This window comes from Pseudomonas sp. ITEM 17296, from assembly GCF_028895205.1.
In the GTDB taxonomy this organism is placed as follows: Bacteria; Pseudomonadota; Gammaproteobacteria; order Pseudomonadales; family Pseudomonadaceae; genus Aquipseudomonas; species Aquipseudomonas kermanshahensis.
The window spans coordinates 18443-35658 of record NZ_WJRS01000014.1; the positions used below are offsets into that span (position 1 = coordinate 18443).

At 63.6% G+C, this 17216-nt stretch carries 18 protein-coding genes; 11 read left to right on the top strand and 7 right to left on the bottom strand.

Annotated elements, in window-relative coordinates; translation table 11 throughout:
• Window positions 1-13: 13 nt before the first annotated feature.
• Both GIB19_RS16450 and GIB19_RS16455 read right to left on the bottom strand, forming a co-directional pair.
• Window positions 14-259, bottom strand: a complete 246-nt coding sequence (locus GIB19_RS16450) for a TIGR02647 family protein (protein WP_027595121.1) — start codon at window positions 257-259, stop codon at window positions 14-16.
• A gap of 69 nt (window positions 260-328) precedes the next feature.
• On the bottom strand, window positions 329-628 hold the full coding sequence (locus tag GIB19_RS16455; protein WP_027595122.1) for a hypothetical protein: 300 nt from the start codon (window positions 626-628) through the stop codon (window positions 329-331).
• A gap of 147 nt (window positions 629-775) precedes the next feature.
• Between GIB19_RS16455 and GIB19_RS16460 the strand changes: the two genes are divergently transcribed.
• The gene (locus tag GIB19_RS16460; RefSeq protein ID WP_085273898.1) at window positions 776-1438 is read left to right on the top strand and encodes a glutathione S-transferase; all 663 of its coding nucleotides are present in this window, start codon (window positions 776-778) and stop codon (window positions 1436-1438) included.
• A gap of 123 nt (window positions 1439-1561) precedes the next feature.
• On the opposite strand, the gene argH is transcribed toward GIB19_RS16460, so the two are convergent.
• The gene (gene argH, locus GIB19_RS16465; protein ID WP_027595124.1) at window positions 1562-2956 is read right to left on the bottom strand and encodes an argininosuccinate lyase; all 1395 of its coding nucleotides are present in this window, start codon (window positions 2954-2956) and stop codon (window positions 1562-1564) included.
• Window positions 2957-3265: 309 nt separating this feature from the next.
• Here argH and GIB19_RS16470 point away from each other — a divergent pair, with 309 nt between their 5' ends.
• The 7 genes from GIB19_RS16470 (at window position 3266) to GIB19_RS16500 (ending at window position 9674) form a co-directional block, all read left to right on the top strand.
• Complete coding sequence (locus GIB19_RS16470) at window positions 3266-4009, top strand: LytR/AlgR family response regulator transcription factor (protein WP_027595125.1); 744 nt, start codon at window positions 3266-3268, stop codon at window positions 4007-4009.
• Window positions 4010-4134: 125 nt separating this feature from the next.
• A complete protein-coding gene (hemC, locus tag GIB19_RS16475) occupies window positions 4135-5076 on the top strand; it encodes a hydroxymethylbilane synthase (RefSeq protein ID WP_274887226.1) in 942 nt (313 codons plus the stop codon).
• Window positions 5073-5840 carry a uroporphyrinogen-III synthase gene (locus GIB19_RS16480; RefSeq protein ID WP_099428041.1) on the top strand — a complete coding sequence of 256 codons (768 nt, stop codon included), beginning with the start codon at window positions 5073-5075 and terminating at the stop codon, window positions 5838-5840. The genes hemC and GIB19_RS16480 overlap by 4 nt, the downstream gene beginning before the upstream one ends.
• Window positions 5841-5885: 45 nt before the next feature.
• On the top strand, window positions 5886-6986 hold the full coding sequence (locus GIB19_RS16485) for a uroporphyrinogen-III C-methyltransferase (RefSeq protein WP_274887227.1): 1101 nt from the start codon (window positions 5886-5888) through the stop codon (window positions 6984-6986).
• Window positions 6983-8221, top strand: coding sequence for a heme biosynthesis protein HemY (locus tag GIB19_RS16490; RefSeq protein WP_027595129.1), 1239 nt, complete (start codon window positions 6983-6985; stop codon window positions 8219-8221). The genes GIB19_RS16485 and GIB19_RS16490 overlap by 4 nt, the downstream gene beginning before the upstream one ends.
• 244 nt (window positions 8222-8465) lie before the next feature.
• A complete protein-coding gene (locus GIB19_RS16495; protein WP_274887228.1) occupies window positions 8466-8972 on the top strand; it encodes a disulfide bond formation protein B in 507 nt (168 codons plus the stop codon).
• A 231-nt stretch (window positions 8973-9203) separates the two neighbouring features.
• On the top strand, window positions 9204-9674 hold the full coding sequence (locus GIB19_RS16500; RefSeq protein WP_027595131.1) for an Rsd/AlgQ family anti-sigma factor: 471 nt from the start codon (window positions 9204-9206) through the stop codon (window positions 9672-9674).
• A gap of 9 nt (window positions 9675-9683) precedes the next feature.
• On the opposite strand, the gene GIB19_RS16505 is transcribed toward GIB19_RS16500, so the two are convergent.
• Entirely contained in the window at window positions 9684-10334 is a 651-nt protein-coding gene (locus tag GIB19_RS16505; RefSeq protein ID WP_085273895.1) for an FKBP-type peptidyl-prolyl cis-trans isomerase, read from the bottom strand.
• Window positions 10335-10562: 228 nt separating this feature from the next.
• On the opposite strand from GIB19_RS16505, the gene GIB19_RS16510 reads away from it, so the two are divergent.
• Window positions 10563-11633 (top strand): AlgP family protein, encoded by a 1071-nt coding sequence (locus tag GIB19_RS16510; RefSeq protein ID WP_274887229.1) that lies wholly within the window; start codon window positions 10563-10565, stop codon window positions 11631-11633.
• On the opposite strand, the gene GIB19_RS16515 is transcribed toward GIB19_RS16510, so the two are convergent.
• Window positions 11609-12091: a TIGR02444 family protein gene (locus GIB19_RS16515; protein WP_274887230.1), complete on the bottom strand. Its 483-nt coding sequence runs from the start codon at window positions 12089-12091 to the stop codon at window positions 11609-11611. The two genes, GIB19_RS16510 and GIB19_RS16515, sit on opposite strands and share 25 nt — an antisense overlap.
• Before the next feature lie 50 nt (window positions 12092-12141).
• On the opposite strand from GIB19_RS16515, the gene GIB19_RS16520 reads away from it, so the two are divergent.
• Window positions 12142-14052: an ATP-binding cassette domain-containing protein gene (locus GIB19_RS16520; RefSeq protein ID WP_274887231.1), complete on the top strand. Its 1911-nt coding sequence runs from the start codon at window positions 12142-12144 to the stop codon at window positions 14050-14052.
• Between the two features lie 315 nt (window positions 14053-14367).
• A complete protein-coding gene (locus GIB19_RS16525) occupies window positions 14368-15000 on the top strand; it encodes a LysE family transporter (protein WP_027595136.1) in 633 nt (210 codons plus the stop codon).
• Between the two features lie 31 nt (window positions 15001-15031).
• On the opposite strand, the gene GIB19_RS16530 is transcribed toward GIB19_RS16525, so the two are convergent.
• Together GIB19_RS16530 and GIB19_RS16535 are read right to left on the bottom strand one after the other, a co-directional pair.
• Window positions 15032-15784, bottom strand: coding sequence for a slipin family protein (locus GIB19_RS16530; RefSeq protein WP_027595137.1), 753 nt, complete (start codon window positions 15782-15784; stop codon window positions 15032-15034).
• 2 nt (window positions 15785-15786) lie between these two features.
• A complete protein-coding gene (locus GIB19_RS16535; RefSeq protein ID WP_099428046.1) occupies window positions 15787-17136 on the bottom strand; it encodes an NfeD family protein in 1350 nt (449 codons plus the stop codon).
• Window positions 17137-17216: the final 80 nt, after the last annotated feature.

Consider the following 17216-nt stretch of genomic DNA (forward strand, 5'->3'; position numbering starts at 1 on the left):
TATACCTGTTCGATCAGGCCGGTTGTGGCGCCTTGAGAATGTTCTGCAGCAGTTGAACACTGTCGACGGCGTCATGACCCAGGCTGGTCAGGTAGCCACCATCGGGTTGATCGGTCAGCCCTTTCTCGAACAGGCGCTGAGCGGCCGCGATCAGGGCAGGGGAGGCGTGGCTGTTTATCTTGATGCCTTCCTGGCTGCTGTCGTGCTTGAACAGCGCGAGGACTTCCAGTTCGGCGATCAGATCGGGGGTAAAGGACATGGCGACTCCTGACTTCCAGACGAGGATGGCGGCACCGTCATCGGTGCCTGACCTTCGAGTGTAGTCGGGTTATTCGTCGTCGCCTTGATCCATCTCAGGTGGCAGCTCGGGCAGGGCGCGCAGGGCGTTTTCATACCACTCGCTATTGAAGGCGCGGTCTTCCACCAGCATGTTGTCGATCTCGAAGGCCAACACATGGGCCATCAGGTTGAGGATGTCCTCGCGCGCGTAGCCGACCAGGGTGAGCTTGTTGAAGGTGGCTTTGGCGGCAGGCGGCTCGCCGCTTTCGATCTGGTTCTCGATGGCCTGTGTCAGCGTTGCCTCGGCGAAGGCTTCGTCGTCATTGTCGATGTCGGTGGGCTCGCTCATGGCGGTACTCCTGTGATGGGGCATACAGTTTGCCACGCCTGTGCTGGCAATGTCCGGTCATCGACCGGGTGCATGACGCTGGTCAGGCGCTGGCGCAGGGGCTATAAAAGCCGGGCCATCCCCATACGGCCTGGAGGCTGTTACCCCATGCTCAAGCTTCACGGATTCTCGGTCAGCAACTACTACAACATGGTCAAGCTGGCGCTGCTGGAAAAAGGCCTGCCTTTCGAGGAGGTCACCTTCTACGGCGGCCAGGCGCCCAAGGCACTGGAAGTCAGCCCGCGGGGCAAGGTACCGGTACTGGAAACCGAGCACGGCTTTATCAGCGAAACCAGTGTGATCCTCGACTACATCGAGCAGACCCAAGGCGGCAAGGCACTATTGCCAACCGACCCGTTCGAGCAGGCCAAGGTGCGTGAGCTGCTGAAGGAAATCGAGCTGTACATCGAACTGCCGGCGCGTACCTGCTATGCCGAATCCTTCTTTGGCATGGCGGTGGAGCCGTTGATCAAGGAACGCGCCCGTGCCGACTTGCTGGCCGGCTTCGCCACGCTCAAGCGCAATGGGCGCTTCGCACCCTATGTGGCGGGTGAGCAGCTGACGATTGCCGACCTGATGTTCTGCTTCTCGGTCGACCTGGCCTACGCGGTGGGCAAGAAGGTGCTGAACCTCGACTTCCTCGCGGACTTCCCCGAGGCCAAGGCATTGCTGCAGCTGATGGGCGAGAACCCGCACATGGCGCGGATCGTGGCAGACAAGGAGGCGGCGATGCCTGCCTTCATGGAGATGATTCGTAGCGGCAAACGCTAACTGTAGCTAGCGCTGAACCTGTAGGAGCAGCCTTGTGCTGCGAAGAGGCCGGTGCAAACACCTTAGATCCATGGTGTTTTCACCGGCCTCTTCGCAGCACAAGGCTGCTCCTACAACAAGCAGTTAGCGTGAAGCCAGCAGCGCCTGGCCGCGCACCACGGCCGCACGCACCTGCGCCGGTGCGGTACCACCAATGTGGTCACGGGCATTGACCGACCCTTCCAGGGTCAGCACAGCGAACACGTCCTGCTCAATCTGGTCGCTGAACTGGCGCAGTTCGTCCAGGCTCATCTCGGCCAGGTCCTTGCCAGTGTCCACGCCATACTTCACCGCGTGGCCGACGATTTCGTGGCAGTCACGGAACGGCAGGCCACGGCGTACCAGGTAGTCAGCCAGGTCAGTGGCGGTGGAGAACCCGCGCAGGGCCGCTTCACGCATGATCGCGTGCTTGGGCTTGATGGCCGGGATCATGTCGGCAAAGGCACGCAGCGAGTCGCGCAGGGTATCGGCGGCGTCGAACAGCGGTTCCTTGTCTTCCTGGTTGTCCTTGTTGTAGGCCAACGGTTGGCCTTTCATCAGGGTCAGCAGGCCCATCAGGGCGCCGAACACGCGGCCGCTCTTGCCGCGTACCAGCTCTGGCACGTCTGGGTTCTTTTTCTGCGGCATGATCGAGCTGCCGGTGCAGAAGCGATCAGGCAGGTCGATGAACTGGAACTGGGCGCTGGTCCACAGCACCAGCTCTTCGGAGAAGCGCGACAGGTGCATCATCGCCAGGCTCGCGGCAGCGCAGAATTCGATGGCGAAGTCACGGTCCGAAACGCCGTCCAGCGAGTTGCCCGATACGTCCTCGAAGCCCAGCAGCTTGCAGGTGAGCTCGCGGTCGATCGGGTAGGTGGTGCCGGCCAGCGCGGCGCTGCCCAGGGGCATGCGGTTGGTGCGCTTGCGGCAGTCGACCAGGCGCTCGTAGTCGCGGCTGAGCATTTCGAACCAGGCCAGCAAGTGGTGGCCGAAAGTGACCGGCTGGGCGGTTTGCAGGTGGGTGAAGCCGGGCATGATGGTCTCGGCTTCACGCTCTGCCTGCTCTAGCAGGCCCTGTTGCAGGCGGGTGATTTCGGCCAGGATCAGGTCGATCTCGTCGCGCAGCCACAGGCGGATGTCGGTGGCGACCTGGTCGTTGCGGCTGCGGCCGGTGTGCAGCTTTTTACCGGTGATGCCGATGCGATCGGTCAGGCGTGCCTCGATGTTCATGTGCACGTCTTCAAGGTCGACGCGCCAGTCGAAGTTGCCGGCCTCGATCTCGCCCTGGATGGTCTTCAGGCCATCGATGATGGTGTCGCGCTCGGCATCGCTGAGCACGCCGACCTGCGCCAACATGGTGGCGTGGGCGATCGAACCCATGATGTCGTGGCGGTACAGGCGCTTGTCGAAATCGACCGAAGCGGTGAAACGGGCGACGAAGGCGTCGACGGGCTCACTGAAGCGGCCGCCCCAGGACTGATTGGTCTTGTCGGTGCTCATGGATTCACTCATTGCAGGCGTGAACGAAAAAGTGGCGCCGATAATAGCAGGGTTGGGCTGGCTGCCGCAGGACGCCGGTCGAGAGAAATGACGGCAAATGGGCAGGCAAACGAGCAAGCAAGGATTTGCAGGATTGAACGGCAGTGTTCCACGGACCGTCTACAGTTGGACAGAGGACTGGCAGTGAATCTGCCGGCCGAGTGAATCTTTGGCCATTGCACCGGTCTAGAGCGTGACACGCAGTGTCGCTCGAACCACACTTGTCTACGCTACACCTGTGCGAGACTCATTCAGGAATCCAGCGCAATTATGAATGTCCTGATCGTTGATGACGAACCCCAAGGCCGTGAACGCCTCAGTAGGCTACTCGGCGAACTAGAGGGTTATACCGTGCTGGAGCCAAGCGCCACCAACGGCGAGGAGGCCCTGGCGCTGATCGAAAGCCTAAAGCCCGATGTGGTCCTGCTGGACATCGGCATGCCTGGCCTGGATGGCCTTCAGGTCGCTGCTCGCCTGTGCGAGCGCGAAGCGCCGCCCTCGGTGGTGTTTTGCACCGGCGACGATGAATACGGCACAGAGGCTTTCAAGGACAGCACCCTCAGCCATGTGACCAAACCCTTCCAGCCTCAGGCGTTGCGCGATGCGCTGCGCAAGGCCGAGAAGCCCAACCGCGCCCAATTGGCGGCGCTCACCCGGCCGGCCAATGAAGGCGGCGGCCCGCGCAGCCATATCAGTGCGCGAACGCGAAAGGGCATCGAGCTGATTCCCTTGCCCCAGGTTATCTATTTCATCGCTGACCACAAATACGTGACCTTGCGCCACGAGGGCGGTGAGGTGTTGCTCGATGAGCCCCTCAAGGCCCTGGAAGACGAATTTGGCGAACGCTTCGTGCGTATCCACCGCAACGCGCTGGTGGCCCGCGAGCGTATCGAACGCCTGCAGCGCACCCCGCTTGGGCATTTTCAGCTGTTTCTCAAAGGCCTGGACGGCGATGCCCTGACCGTCAGCCGGCGCCATGTGGCTGGCGTGCGCAAGATGATGCAGACGCTCTGACCACGTCTTTGCGCGGCCGCTGCCCACGGCCGCGCATGGGACGTACATAGCCATTGACCCGCATCTGCTGGTGATGCCGCCGGAGCTGTTATCATCGGCAGCATTTCTCTGCATCGGGGCGTTCCATGTCCACTCGCGAAATCCGCATTGCCACCCGTAAAAGTGCCTTGGCCCTGTGGCAGGCCGAATACGTCAAAGCCCGCCTCGAGCAGGCGCACCCTGGGCTGATCGTGACCCTGGTGCCCATGGTCAGCCGCGGTGATAAGCTGCTGGATGCGCCGCTGGCGAAAATCGGCGGCAAGGGCCTGTTCGTCAAGGAACTGGAAACCGCCCTGCTGGACAACGAAGCCGACATCGCCGTGCACTCGATGAAAGACGTGCCCATGGACTTCCCTGAAGGCCTGGGCCTGTACTGCATCTGCGAGCGGGAAGACCCGCGCGACGCGTTCGTTTCCAACCGTTTTGAAAGCCTTAAAGCCTTGCCCGCCGGCAGCATCGTCGGCACCTCCAGCCTGCGCCGCCAGGCCCAGTTACTGGCGCGTCGGCCAGACCTCGAAATCCGCTTCCTGCGGGGCAACGTCAATACCCGCCTGGCCAAGCTCGACGCTGGCGAATATGACGCGATCATCCTCGCCGCCGCCGGCTTGATCCGCCTCGGTTTCGAAGACCGCATCACCGCCAGCATCAGCGTCGATGACAGCCTGCCCGCGGGCGGCCAAGGCGCAGTGGGTATCGAATGCCGCAGTGCCGACAGCGAAATCCATGCACTGCTGGCGCCGCTGCACCATCTCGACACCGCCGACCGGGTGGTGGCCGAACGGGCCCTGAACAAGCGCCTTAATGGCGGCTGCCAGGTGCCGATTGCCTGCTACGCAGTGCTTGAAGGCGACCAATTGTGGCTGCGCGGCCTGGTCGGCCAGCCGAGCGGGGGCACCTTGCTGGTGGCCGATGCCCGGGCGCCGCGCGCGTCGGCTGAAGTGTTGGGCGTGCAGGTTGCCGAAGACCTGCTCGGCCAAGGCGCCGAGGCCATCCTCAAGGAAGTCTATGGCGAGGCCGGGCACCCGTGAGCCCTTGGCGCCTGTTGCTGACCCGGCCTGAAGAGGACTGCGCGGCACTGGCGCAGAGCCTGGCAGCCGCCGGCGTGGCCAGCAACTGCCTGCCTTTATTGGCGATCGAGCCTGTGCGATTGGGCGACGTGGCGCGTCAGCGGCTTGCTGGGCTGGGGCACTACCAGGCCATGATCGTGGTCAGCAAACCGGCCGCCAGGTTGCTGCTTGAGCAACTCGCGCACGCCGGCCTGCAGCCTCCGGCAACCGGCTGGTTTACCGTCGGTGAAGCAACGGCTGCAGTGCTGCAGTCCGCCGGTCTTCAGGTGACTTTCCCTACGCAAGGTGACGACAGCGAGGCCTTGCTCGCACTGCCGGTCCTGCGCGACGCTATCGCGCTTCCTACACCACGCGTCCTTATCGTCCGTGGCGTGGGAGGTCGCGAACTGCTGGCAGAGCGTCTTGCAGAGCAAGGTGCTAGTGTCGATTATCTGGAACTGTATCGTCGCTGCCTGCCGGAGTACCCGGCGGGCACGCTGATGCGTCGCATCGAAGCGGAACGCCTCAATGGCCTGGTGGTCAGCAGTGGGCAGGGTTTTGAACATTTGCAGCAGATGGCCGGCGCCGATTGGCCGCAGGTGGCGCGTCTGCCGCTGTTCGTGCCGAGCCCGCGGGTTGCCGAGCAGGCCAGGGCCGCCGGGGCCCAACAGGTTGTGGATTGCCGTGGCGCCAGTGCCACGGCCTTGCTGGCAGCTGTGCAGCGCAGCGCTGCACCTGCCTCTTAAGGCGCTAAGCTGAACGCCTAGCGCCCCCATGCAAAGGATGGATACGTGAGCGAAACTGTCTTGTCCAATAACGATCAGCCGTCGGCCCAGACGCCGGCGGATCCCGTCACCGCCACACCCGCCAAGCGCTCCGCCACCCGTCTGGCAGCGCTGGCGCTGCTGCTGGGTGCGGCCGGGGTCGCAATAGGTGGCTGGGGTGTCTGGCAGGTGCGGCAACTGCAAGGCAGCGAATTCAACCAAGGGCAGCACCTTGAAGCCCTGAACCAGCGCGCCGAAGCGCTGCAGCAGCGTGAACAGCAGATCAGCGCGCAGCTGGCCAGCTTGCCGGCCGCCAGCGAGCTGGAAGACCGCCGCCGCCTGGTTTCGCAGCTGCAAGGCGATCAGCAACGCCTCAGCCAGCGTCTGGAAACCGTGCTGGGCGAGAGCCGCAAGGAATGGCGCCTGGCAGAGGCCGAACACTTGCTGCGCCTGGCTACCCTGCGCCTCTCGGCGCTGCAGGACATCACCAGCGCCAAGGCCCTGGTCGAAGGTGCCGACGAAATCCTTCGCGAGCAGAGCGACCCCGGTGCCTTCGCCGCCCGCGAGCAGTTGGCGCGCAGCCTGGCAACCCTCAACAGCACGCAGCAGCCAGACCGCACGGGCCTGTTCCTCAAACTGGCTGCACAGCGCGAGCTGGTGCAACAACTCAGCGCCCAGTCGCCTGAGTTCGAGAGCAATGCCGATGCGCTCGGTGCGCTGACCTCCGACGGCGATGGCGCCAGTCGCTGGTCGCAGTGGTGGGCGGAAATCTCGAAGTATTTCCAGATCGACTTCAACGCCGATGACAACGTGCGGCCGCTGCTGGCCGGGCAGTCGCTCAACCAGCTGCGCCTGGCCCTGAGCCTGACCATCGAGCAAGCCCAGTGGGCCGCGCTCAATGGCGAGGCCAAGGTCTACACCCAGGCACTGGATGATGCGCGCAGCGTACTGCTGGCCAACTTCAATGCCGACAACCCACAAAGCAAGGCCATGCTCGACAGCCTCAACGCCTTGGCCGAGCAACCGGTGTCTGTGGTCACCCCTGACCTGAGCGAGAGCCTGGCCTCGGTGCAAGCCTACATCCAGCGCCGCCACCTGCCGGCCGAGGGTGAAGGGGGCAAGCCATGAAGCGGGTCTACCTGCTGGCCGTACTGGCGATCGTGATCGCCGCCGCGCTGGGCATTGCGGTGGCCAAGCACAGTGGCTACGTCTTGATCGCCTATGGCAGCTTCCGCTACCAGTCGGGGCTTTGGGCGGCGCTGGCCGGGCTTGTGGCCGTGATCGCCCTGCTCGGGTTGCTGCGCTACCTGGTTGGCCTGGTGCTGACCTCCAGCGGCGTGGTCAACCCGTGGTCGCGTCGTAACCGCAGCCGGCGCATCCGTCTTTCCATCGAGCAAGGCCAGTTGGACCTCGCCGAGGGGCGCTGGGCCAGTGCCCAGCGCCACCTGCACCGCGCCGCCGAAGCTGAGCGCCAGCCCTTGCTGTACTACCTCGGCGCCGCCCGCGCCGCCAACGAGCAAGGCCGCAAGGAAGACAGCGACAACCTGCTTGAGCGCGCCCTGGAGCGTCAGCCGCAGGCGGAACTGGCCATTGCCCTGACCCATGCCCAGTTGCAGATGGACCGTGGCGACACGGACGGTGCGCTGGAAACCCTGTTGGCGATGCAGGCGCGGCACCCGCATAACACCCAGGTGCTGCGCCTGCTGCAGCGCCTGTACCTGGAACGTGGCGATTGGTCGGCGCTGATTCGCCTGCTGCCTGACCTGCGCAAGGGCAAGGTGCTGCCAGCGGCTGAGCTCGCCGAGCTTGAAAAGCGTGCGTGGGGCCAGAACCTGAGCCTGGCGACAACCCGCGGCGAGGATGCGCAAAGTGCGCGTCAGGCCCTGGAACGTGCCTGGCAGCAACTGACTGCCGCCCAGCGCCAGGAGCCACAGCTGGTGCTGGCCTACGCCGAGCAGTTGCGCCAGGTCGGCGCCCAGGGCGAAGCCGAGCACGTGCTGCGCACGGCCCTCAAGCGTGAGTACGAAAGCCACCTGGCTCGCTTGTATGGCCTAGTACGCGGTGATGACCCGGCGCGCCAGTTGCAAACAGCCGAAGGCTGGCTGAAGGCGCATCCACAGGACCCAAGCCTGCTGCTGACCCTCGGCCGCCTGAGCTTGCAAAACCGCCTGTGGGGCAAGGCGCGGGACTATCTGGAAAGCAGCTTGCAGATGGAGCGCAACCCGGAAACCTGTGCCGAATTGGCCCGCTTGCTCGCCGGCCTTGGCGAGACCGAGCGCAGCAACCAGCTGTTCCAGGAAGGCCTCGGCTTGCTGGATGAGCGCTTGCTGGCGCTGCCGTTGCCAGAAGCAGTGCGCGCCTGAGTTACGCCTAATCGTTTTACCTGGGTTACCCCTTAGTTCGCGCCAGCGTGCGGGCTAAGGGGGCGGGTAACTTGTCCGGCGATATAAGTTAGTTCTGCAGTCCATTTCTTAAGACGTTTCCTACTGCCAGGCAGGAAACTTCCTTTGCTATTCAGCGACTTGTCGTCCCTGTAGTGCCTTGAAACACAGCGGTTACTTCCTCTACCGTTTCAAGCCACTTCATTCCCCGGGACCTCCATCGCCCATGCTGCCGGCCCGTTTACGCACTTTTTTCTTTCCTGCCTGCCTTGCCGCGTTGGCTGTGCTGGCCGGGTCATTTCACCTGGAAAGTGCCCTGGGGCTGGTGCCGTGCCCGTTGTGCTTCAGCCAACGTTTGTTACTGGGCCTGTATGGGCTGCTTTGCCTGTGCGCAGTGCTGCAGGCACCGGGCAGGTCGGGTATCCGCCGTTACTCGCAAGCACTGTTGGCCTGCTCGGCGGCGGGGGCGTTGCTGGCGGCACGGCATGTCTGGCTGCAAGGGGCGGGTGGGGCAGTTCACGTGTGCCCGGCTCCGATCTGGGATGTGTTCGAGCAATCCTGGCGTGAAGCTGCGCGGCAATTGCTGCTGGGTGGCCCGGATTGCAACGCGCTGACCTGGAGCTTTGTTGACCTGACACTGCCTGAATGGAGCCTGCTGGCATTCCTGCTACTGGGCGCGCTGCCCTTGAGCCGCCTGCTGGCGTATCGTTTCCGCACCCTGGCGGGCGATTGACCTGGCGCAAGCCTGGGACGCTATCGCGACCAATGGTGTTGTAACGGGGTATTAAACACTTGTATGAACTTTGTCTGCTGCGTACCTTGATGGTCAGCACGCGCGGGAATAATCTCCCAGCACGCATACCGAAAATACAACTGCTCGATGCCGTCCTGCTGATGTCACCTTTGTGCTGCGCGGTCGTGGTGCGAGGTGCAGCGGCATCTACCCAGAAGGGAAGAGATCGCCATGCTCGATAGTTGTCAGAACGCCCAGGAACGCTGGGGTGGGGTTCACAAGCTGATCGACCGTTGGCTGGAGGAGCGCCATGAACTGGTGCAGGCTTTCCGCGCGTTGCGCGACGCCAAGCCAGCCTTCGCCGACAAGGACAAGAACCGCGATTTTTGCGCGGTGCTGGTCGATTATGTCTCGGCTTGGCATTTCGAAGTCAGCGAACAGCTGGTCAGTGAAGCCAAGGCCTTCGGCGACACTCGCGGCCTTGAACTGGCCACGCAGATCAACCCGCGCATCGATGACAGCACCCAGATCGCGCTGGCATTCAATGACCATTGCGAGAAGGGCGAGTGCACAGACCCCGAGCGCTTCGCCGAAAAACTGGCCAAGCTGGGCGGCCTGCTGCACGAGCGCTTCGAGCTGGAGGATTGCCTGATCGAGGTGTTGCACAACGCGCACAAGGAAGAGGGCACGGTCGAAGCCTGAGGCGTGGCGTCAGTCGCCAACCGCCAGCAGTTCGATCTCGAATACCAAGGGGGTATAGGGCGCGATCAGGTCACCCGCGCCCTCGGCACCGTAGGCTTGCGCCGACGGAATCACCAGGCGCCATTTCGCGCCTGCATGCATCCGAGGCAACGCCACCCGCCACCCTTCGATCACCGAATCCAGGCTGAACCACTGTGGCTGTTGGTTTTGGTCGAACACCGAGCCATCCGGCAACCTGCCCACGTAGCGTACCTGCACCTTGCCACCCGCTTTCGGCTGCGCGCCGGCGCCGCTTTGCAGTTCGCTGTAAAGCACGCCTTCGGGCAGTTCATGCACACCAGCACGTGCCCGCTCGTTGGCCATGAAGCGTGTTTCCACCGCCTTGAGTTTTTCTGCCTGAGCCTGCTCCGCGGCGTTGTCGGCTTGCGCTTCATGCTGCTGCAACACAGCCTGCATGCGTGCCTTGTCGAGCTTGAGCGGTTGCCCTTGATAAGACTGGCGCAGGCCTTCGACCAGGGCGTCCAGTTGCAGCCCCGGCATCTCTTCGCGCAGCCGTTCGCCCAGGCTGGCTCCCAGGCTGTAGGCCAGGTCGTGGTCGTCTGCATTGGCCAGGGCAAAGGGCGCCACCAGGCACAAACCTAAAACAAGAAAACGCGGCATGGACAGTTCCTGCGCAATGAGCGGGCCGTGGCAGCCAACATCGGGGTTGGCCTGTATCTGCCAAATATGAGCAACGCTTAATTCAGCAACTACACTTTCACGGAGCTGCAAGATAACAACTTTGCCCAGGCATGCAACGCGGCGTAAATATTACTGTCAACATGCCCTAGCGGCGGTAGCAGCAGAAGCATAGTATGAGCCGCAATCTCGTCAGCCAGGAGGTAAACCATGTCGGCCAAAAAGAAGCCAGTAAGTACGCCGTTGCACCTGCTCCAGCAACTTTCGGGCAGCCTGCTCGAACATTTGGAAGATGCCTGCTCGCGAGCGCTGGCTGATGCGGAAAAACTGCTGGCCAAGTTGGAAAAGCAACGTGGCAAGGCACAAGAGAAACTGCACAACGGTCGCCTGAAACTGCAGGATGCGGCCAAGGCAGGTAAAGCCAAGGCGCAGACCAAGGCACAAAAAGCTATCGGTGAACTTGAAGGGTTGCTCGACTCGCTCAAGGACCGCCAGACCCAGACCCGTACCTACATCCAACAGCTCAAGCGTGATGCCCAGGACAGCCTGAAGCTGGCCCAAGGTGTGGGCAAGGTGCGTGAAGCCGCCAGCAAGGCACTGGACCAGCGCGCCGTCGCTGCCAAGGCTGCAAAACCAGCTGCTGCTAAAGCACCGGCCAAGGCTGTTAGCAAGCCAGCAGCACGCGCCACGGCCGCCAAACCTGCCGCCAAAGCACCTGCAGCCAAGGCGCCGGCCAGAGCTGCTGCCGCCAAGCCAGCCGCCAAAGCCGCTGCCACCAAAGCGCCGGCCAAAGCGCCAGCAAAAGCCGCTGCCGCCAAGGCACCAACCAAAACCGCCGCCGCCAAACCTGCGGCCAAGCCAGCCGCTAAAGCCGTCGCTGCCAAAGCACCGGCCAAGGCTGCAGCTGCAAAACCCGCAGCCAAGCCAGCTGCTGCCAAGGCGCCAGCCAAGGCCGCCGCTGCTAAACCGGCAGCCAAACCTGCAGCGGCCAAAGCCCCGGCCAAACCTGCAGCTGCAAAACCTGCGGCCAAGCCTGCTGCCAAGCCCGCGGCTGCCGCTAAAGCACCCGCGCGTACTGCCGCCAAACCGGCTGCAAAACCGGCGGTGAAAGCTGCTGCAAAACCGGCTGCTGCCAAACCAGCCGCGAGCAAGCCAGCCGAAACCAAGCCCGCCACGGCTGCCACCAGTGCGCCTGCCGCCGCGACCAACTCGGCCAGCCCGGCCGCAGCACCGTCGGCACCCGCCAGCACCCCGGCTCAGGCGCCGTCTTCGGCATCCTGAAGCCCTGCCGCCGCGACGCGCAATTGATGCAGCGCGCGGTGATCTTGGGCCTGGTCCGGCGCTAGCCGGGCCAGCCAGTCGTCCGTGGGCTCGTGCGAGTCCGCGGGCCACTGTTGCGAGCACGCCTGCAGGCGTTCCAGCAAGGCCTTCTCGGCCTGCAATTCCAACCCCTTTACTTGCTCACGCAACGCTGCCAACTGCGCATCGTTGTGCGCTGCCGTGCGCCATTGCTGGCGCAGGTTACGCAATGGCGTCACCACCTCACGCTGCCAAGGTTCGGCAATGTCGCGCAGGGCTTGTGCGCGCTGACCTGTCGCGGCCACGCCGCGTGCTTGCAGCCAGGTGCCGCAGAGCAACAGGCAAACGTCACCGCCCAACGCTTGCACGTCAAGGCAGGCCTCTTCCACGCCGGCCCTGGCATACAAGGCCAGGGCGTGATTCCACAGGTCGGTGTACATGATTCCACTCACGCTACGGGCCGAGGAAGCTGGTAGACTCCGCGACCATCATGATCAGACTATCCAACCTCACTTTACAGCGTGGTCCGCAGCGCTTGCTAGAAGGCGCCGAGATGACCTTGCACGCCGGCCACAAGGCCGGTTTGATCGGTGCCAACGGCGCCGGAAAATCCAGCCTGTTCGCCTTGCTGCGCGGTGAGCTTTCGCCCGATTCCGGCGATTGCCAACTGCCCGGCGACTGGCGCATCGCCCACATGCGCCAGGAGGTCGACACCCTCGATCGCCTCGCGGTGGACTATGTGCTCGATGGCGACGTGCGCCTGCGCAAGGTGCAGGCCGAGCTTGCCATCGCCGAAACGGCGCACGACGGTACGGCCTTGGCGCGCCTGCACAGCGAGCTGGAAAGTGCCGATGGCTATACCGCCGATGCCCGAGCACGCAAATTGCTGGCCGGCCTTGGCTTCACCAACGAACAGATGGACCGCCGCGTCGGTGACTTCTCCGGTGGCTGGCGGATGCGCCTGAACCTGGCACAGGCACTGATGTGCCCGTCCGACCTGCTGCTGCTCGACGAGCCCACCAACCACCTGGACCTGGATGCCATCCTCTGGCTGGAAGACTGGCTCAAGGGCTACCCCGGCACCCTGTTGCTGATTTCCCACGACCGCGATTTCCTCGATGCCGTGGTCGACCACGTGGTGCACGTCGAGCAGCGCAAGCTGAACCTGTACAAGGGCGGCTACACCGCCTTCGAGCGCACCCGTGCCGAGCGCCTGGCGCAGCAGCAGCAAGCCTACGAGAAGCAGCAGGCCCAGCGTGCGCACATGGAAAAGTACATCGCCCGCTTCAAGGCACAGGCCACCAAGGCCCGCCAGGCCCAGAGCCGGATCAAGGCCCTGGAGCGCATGGAAGAGTTGTCGGCGGCGCATGTCGATTCGCCGTTCGACTTCGTCTTCCGCGAATCGCAGAAAATCTCCAGCCCACTGCTGGACATGTCCGAAGGCCGCCTGGGTTATGGCGACAAGGCCATCCTGGAGAAGGTCAAGCTGCAGCTGGTGCCGGGTGCGCGTATCGGCCTGCTCGGCCCCAACGGCGCGGGCAAGTCGACCCTGATCAAGAACCTTGCCGGCGAGCTGGAGCCGCTGTCCGGGCGCCTGGTACGTGGCGAGAACCTGGCGGTGGGCTACTTCGCCCAGCACCAGCTCGACTCCCTCGACGACAAGGCCAGCCCGCTGTTGCACCTGCAGCGGATTGCCCCGACCGAGCGTGAGCAGACGCTGCGCGACTTCCTCGGCGGCTTCGATTTCCACGGTGACCGTGTCGACGAGCCGGTGGTGAATTTCTCCGGTGGTGAAAAGGCCCGCCTTGCCCTGGCGCTGATCGCCTGGGAACGGCCGAACCTGTTGCTGCTCGACGAACCGACCAACCACCTGGACCTGGAAATGCGCCTGGCGCTGACCATGGCCTTGCAGGAGTTCGCCGGTGCTGTGGTGGTGGTTTCCCACGACCGTCACCTGCTCAAAAGCACCACCGACGATTTCCTGCTGGTGGCTGACGGCAAGGTCGATACGTTCGATGGCGACCTGGAAGACTACAGCCGCTGGCTGGTCGAGTACCGTCAGCGCAACGCGCCGGTCAGCAACAGCCCGGCCAACCCGGACAAGACCGACAAGAAAGCTCAGCGCCAGGCTGCAGCGGCCTTGCGTCAGCAACTGGCACCGCACAAAAAGGCGGCCGACAAGCTGGAAGCCGAGCTTAACCAGGTGCATGCGCAACTGGCTGAGATCGAAACAGCGTTGGGCGACAGTGGCCTGTACGAGGCGGCGCGCAAGGATGAACTGCGCGATGTGCTGGCCCGTCAGAGCAAACTCAAGCAGCGCGAAGGCGAGCTTGAAGAAGCCTGGATGGAAGCGCTGGAAACGTTGGAAAGCATGCAGACCGAGCTTGAGGCGCTGTCCTGAGGCTGAGGTCTTTGGGGCGTAGGGCGGGAGCCTTTTAGCGCTTGTGAGATCGAGCGCCGCTTGCGCGGCGTTTCGCAGCACAAGGCTGCTCCTACATCTGTTCGTGTCAGGCGCAAAGGGGGCTCGCGCCCATGCCACAGGAATAACTGGCCCGTGTAGGAGCAGCCTTGTGCTGCGAAGCGCCGCGCGGGCGGCGCTCGATCTCAACTGCACCCAAAACCCCAAACCCTAAACAAATCTGCAAAATCCGCTGGTTATTTTTTCGCCAACATCTTAGCTTAACGTTTTGCAACATATGTTTGAGCGAGGTGTGTGATGTCGATGGAAGTGTGGTTGGGCTTCTTTGCCGCGTGTTGGGTGATCAGCCTTTCACCGGGGGCCGGGGCGATTGCCTCGATGTCCAGCGGCCTGCAGTACGGTTTCTGGCGCGGTTACTGGAACGCGCTAGGCCTGCAGATTGGCCTGATCGTACAGATCGCCATCATCGCCGCCGGCGTCGGCGCCATCCTCGCCGCTTCCGCCACCGCCTTTACGGTGATCAAGTGGTTTGGCGTTGCCTACCTGGTCTACCTGGCCTACAAGCAATGGCGCGCGCTGCCGATGGACATGAGCGAAGAGTCTGCCGTGCGCCCGATCGGCAAACCGCTGAGCCTGGTGTTCCGTGGTTTTCTGGTCAACGTCAGCAACCCTAAGGCACTGGTGTTCATGCTGGCGGTGCTGCCGCAGTTCATCAACCCACATGAGGCCCTGCTGCCGCAGTACGTGGCCATCACCGTCACCATGATCACCGTCGACATGCTGGTGATGGCGGGCTACACCGGCCTGGCTTCGCGGGTGCTGCGCCTGCTGCGTACACCCAAACAGCAGAAGCGGCTGAACCGCACCTTTGCCGGGTTGTTCATCGGCGCGGCAACCTTCCTCGCGACCCTGCGTCGCGCGCCTATCTGACAGGCCATCGGGGGCGCACAAGCGCCCCCGGTTATTTCGGCTTTTCCACAAAGCCCTTGAGCAAATCCAGCGGCAGTGGAAAGACGATGGTCGAGCTCTTGTCCCCGGCTATCGCCCCCAGCGTCTGCATGTAGCGCAACTGCATCGCCCCTGGCTCCTTGCTGAGCATCTGCGCCGCCTGCATCAGTTTTTCGGACGCCTGCAACTCCCCTTCGGCATGGATCACCTTGGCCCGTCGCTCACGTTCAGCCTCGGCCTGGCGCGCGATGGCACGCACCATCGATTCGTTGAGGTCGACGTGCTTGATCTCGACATTGGCCACTTTGATGCCCCAGGCATCGGTTTGCGCGTCCAGCACCTGGCGGATATCGGCATTCAGTTGCTCGCGCTCGGCCAACAGCTCGTCCAGCTCATGCTTGCCAAGCACGGCGCGTAAGGTGGTCTGGGCCAGCTGGCTGGTAGCGACGAGAAAGTCTTCGACCTGAATGATCGCTTTTTGTGGGTCGAGCACGCGAAAGTACAGCACGGCATTGACCTTGACCGAGACGTTGTCGCGGGTGATCACGTCCTGCGGCGGTACATCCAGCACGACCGTGCGCAGATCGACCCGAACCATCTGCTGGATGACCGGGATCAGCAGGATCAACCCCGGCCCTTTCACCTGCCAGAACCGCCCCAGCTGGAACACCACGCCGCGCTCGTACTCGCGCAAGATCCGGAACGCCGACAGCAACAACACGCCCAGCAGCATCAGCAGGGCGCCGAAACCCAATTGCATGAACATCGTCATTCTCCTTGGGCCGCAGGTGCAGCAGCGCTGACCTCCAGCATCACGCCACGGCGCGCCGTGACTCGCACGTGTTGGCCAGGCTGCAGTGGCGTCGCGCACTGAACCTGCCACTGTTCGCCCTGCGCCTGCACCGAACCGCAGAACGGGTTGTCTGCCAGCACCTGGGTAACCGTGACCAGGCTGCCGACCAAGCCGGCATCGCCGCTGACCAGGGCGCGCTTGCGCGCTTTCAGGGCCATGCCCAGCACGCCACCGATGAACAGCGCCGACAGCACTGCCAGGCTGGCGATCAAGGGCAAGGGGATGCCGAACCCAGGCACGTCGGTGTCCATCAAAATCACTGCGCCGACCACGAAGGCCACGATGCCGCCAAAGCCGACCACGCCAAAGCTGGGCAAGAACGCCTCGGCAATCATGAACGCCAGCCCGAGCAGGATCAGCGCCACCCCGGCGTAGCTCACCGGCAGCAATTGCAGGGCATACAGCGCCAGTAGCAGGCAGATACCGCCGATCACGCCGCCCACGGTGGAGCCGGGGCTCATGAACTCGAACAGCAGGCCGTACACGCCGACCATGATCAGGATCAGCGCCACGCTGGGGTTGGTGATGACGGCCAGCAGGCGTGTGCGCCAGTCCGGTAGGTGTTCGACCAGGCTGGCTGCGCGGGTGTGCATCTGCTGCGGCTGGCCGGCAGCGTCCAGTGTTTTGCCGTCGAGTTGGCGCAGCAGGTCGGGCAGGTCAGTTGCCACGAGGTCGACCACCTTCAGCCGCAATGCCTCGCTGGCCGACAAGCTGACGGCTTCGCGCACGGCCTGCTCCGCCCAATCGGCATTGCGCCCGCGCAGCTGCGCCAGGCCGCGTATGTAGGCAGCAGCGTCATTGACCTGCTTGCGGGCGAGGGTTTGTTCATCACCACTGGGCTTGGCCTTGTCGTCCTTGGGCATGCCCGGGGGGCCGCCGATCTGCACCGGGGTGGCCGCGCCCAGGTTGGTTCCGGGGGCCATGGCTGCGACATGGCTGGCATAAAGGATGTAAGTGCCAGCGCTAGCGGCCCGTGCACCGCTGGGCGCGACGAAGCTGGCAACCGGCACGGGGCTGGCGAGGATGGCTTTGATCATCTGGCGCATGGCGCTGTCCAGGCCGCCAGGGGTATCCATGCGGATGACCACCAGTTGCGCGCCTTGCGCATGGGCCTGGTCCAGGCTGCGCACCAGGTAGTCGGCACTGGCCGGGCCGATGGCATCGTCGATGCTCAACACCCAGACGGCACCGGGCGCTGCCTGGCTGCCCGGTGCCAGCCCAAGCAGCATCAACAGCAACAGCCAGCGCCACCAGCGAGCGGCCACCTGTCGTCACCTCGTTCGTCTCTATTACACAAGTTTAGTCATGCCTGCCGGGCCAGGGCCTAAAATTGAAGATTGGGGGC

Bases quoted from the DNA above. Each gene is read 5' to 3' on its own strand.
- GIB19_RS16450 (WP_027595121.1), bottom strand. From the start codon at position 259: ATGTCCTTTACCCCCGATCTGATCGCCGAACTGGAAGTCCTCGCGCTG.
- GIB19_RS16455 (WP_027595122.1), bottom strand. From the start codon at position 628: ATGAGCGAGCCCACCGACATCGACAATGACGACGAAGCCTTCGCCGAG.
- GIB19_RS16460 (WP_085273898.1), top strand. From the start codon at position 776: ATGCTCAAGCTTCACGGATTCTCGGTCAGCAACTACTACAACATGGTC.
- argH (WP_027595124.1), bottom strand. From the start codon at position 2,956: ATGAGCACCGACAAGACCAATCAGTCCTGGGGCGGCCGCTTCAGTGAG.
- GIB19_RS16470 (WP_027595125.1), top strand. From the start codon at position 3,266: ATGAATGTCCTGATCGTTGATGACGAACCCCAAGGCCGTGAACGCCTC.
- hemC (WP_274887226.1), top strand. From the start codon at position 4,135: ATGTCCACTCGCGAAATCCGCATTGCCACCCGTAAAAGTGCCTTGGCC.
- GIB19_RS16490 (WP_027595129.1), top strand. From the start codon at position 6,983: ATGAAGCGGGTCTACCTGCTGGCCGTACTGGCGATCGTGATCGCCGCC.
- GIB19_RS16495 (WP_274887228.1), top strand. From the start codon at position 8,466: ATGCTGCCGGCCCGTTTACGCACTTTTTTCTTTCCTGCCTGCCTTGCC.
- GIB19_RS16500 (WP_027595131.1), top strand. From the start codon at position 9,204: ATGCTCGATAGTTGTCAGAACGCCCAGGAACGCTGGGGTGGGGTTCAC.
- GIB19_RS16505 (WP_085273895.1), bottom strand. From the start codon at position 10,334: ATGCCGCGTTTTCTTGTTTTAGGTTTGTGCCTGGTGGCGCCCTTTGCC.
- GIB19_RS16510 (WP_274887229.1), top strand. From the start codon at position 10,563: ATGTCGGCCAAAAAGAAGCCAGTAAGTACGCCGTTGCACCTGCTCCAG.
- GIB19_RS16515 (WP_274887230.1), bottom strand. From the start codon at position 12,091: ATGTACACCGACCTGTGGAATCACGCCCTGGCCTTGTATGCCAGGGCC.
- GIB19_RS16520 (WP_274887231.1), top strand. From the start codon at position 12,142: ATGATCAGACTATCCAACCTCACTTTACAGCGTGGTCCGCAGCGCTTG.
- GIB19_RS16525 (WP_027595136.1), top strand. From the start codon at position 14,368: ATGTCGATGGAAGTGTGGTTGGGCTTCTTTGCCGCGTGTTGGGTGATC.
- GIB19_RS16530 (WP_027595137.1), bottom strand. From the start codon at position 15,784: ATGTTCATGCAATTGGGTTTCGGCGCCCTGCTGATGCTGCTGGGCGTG.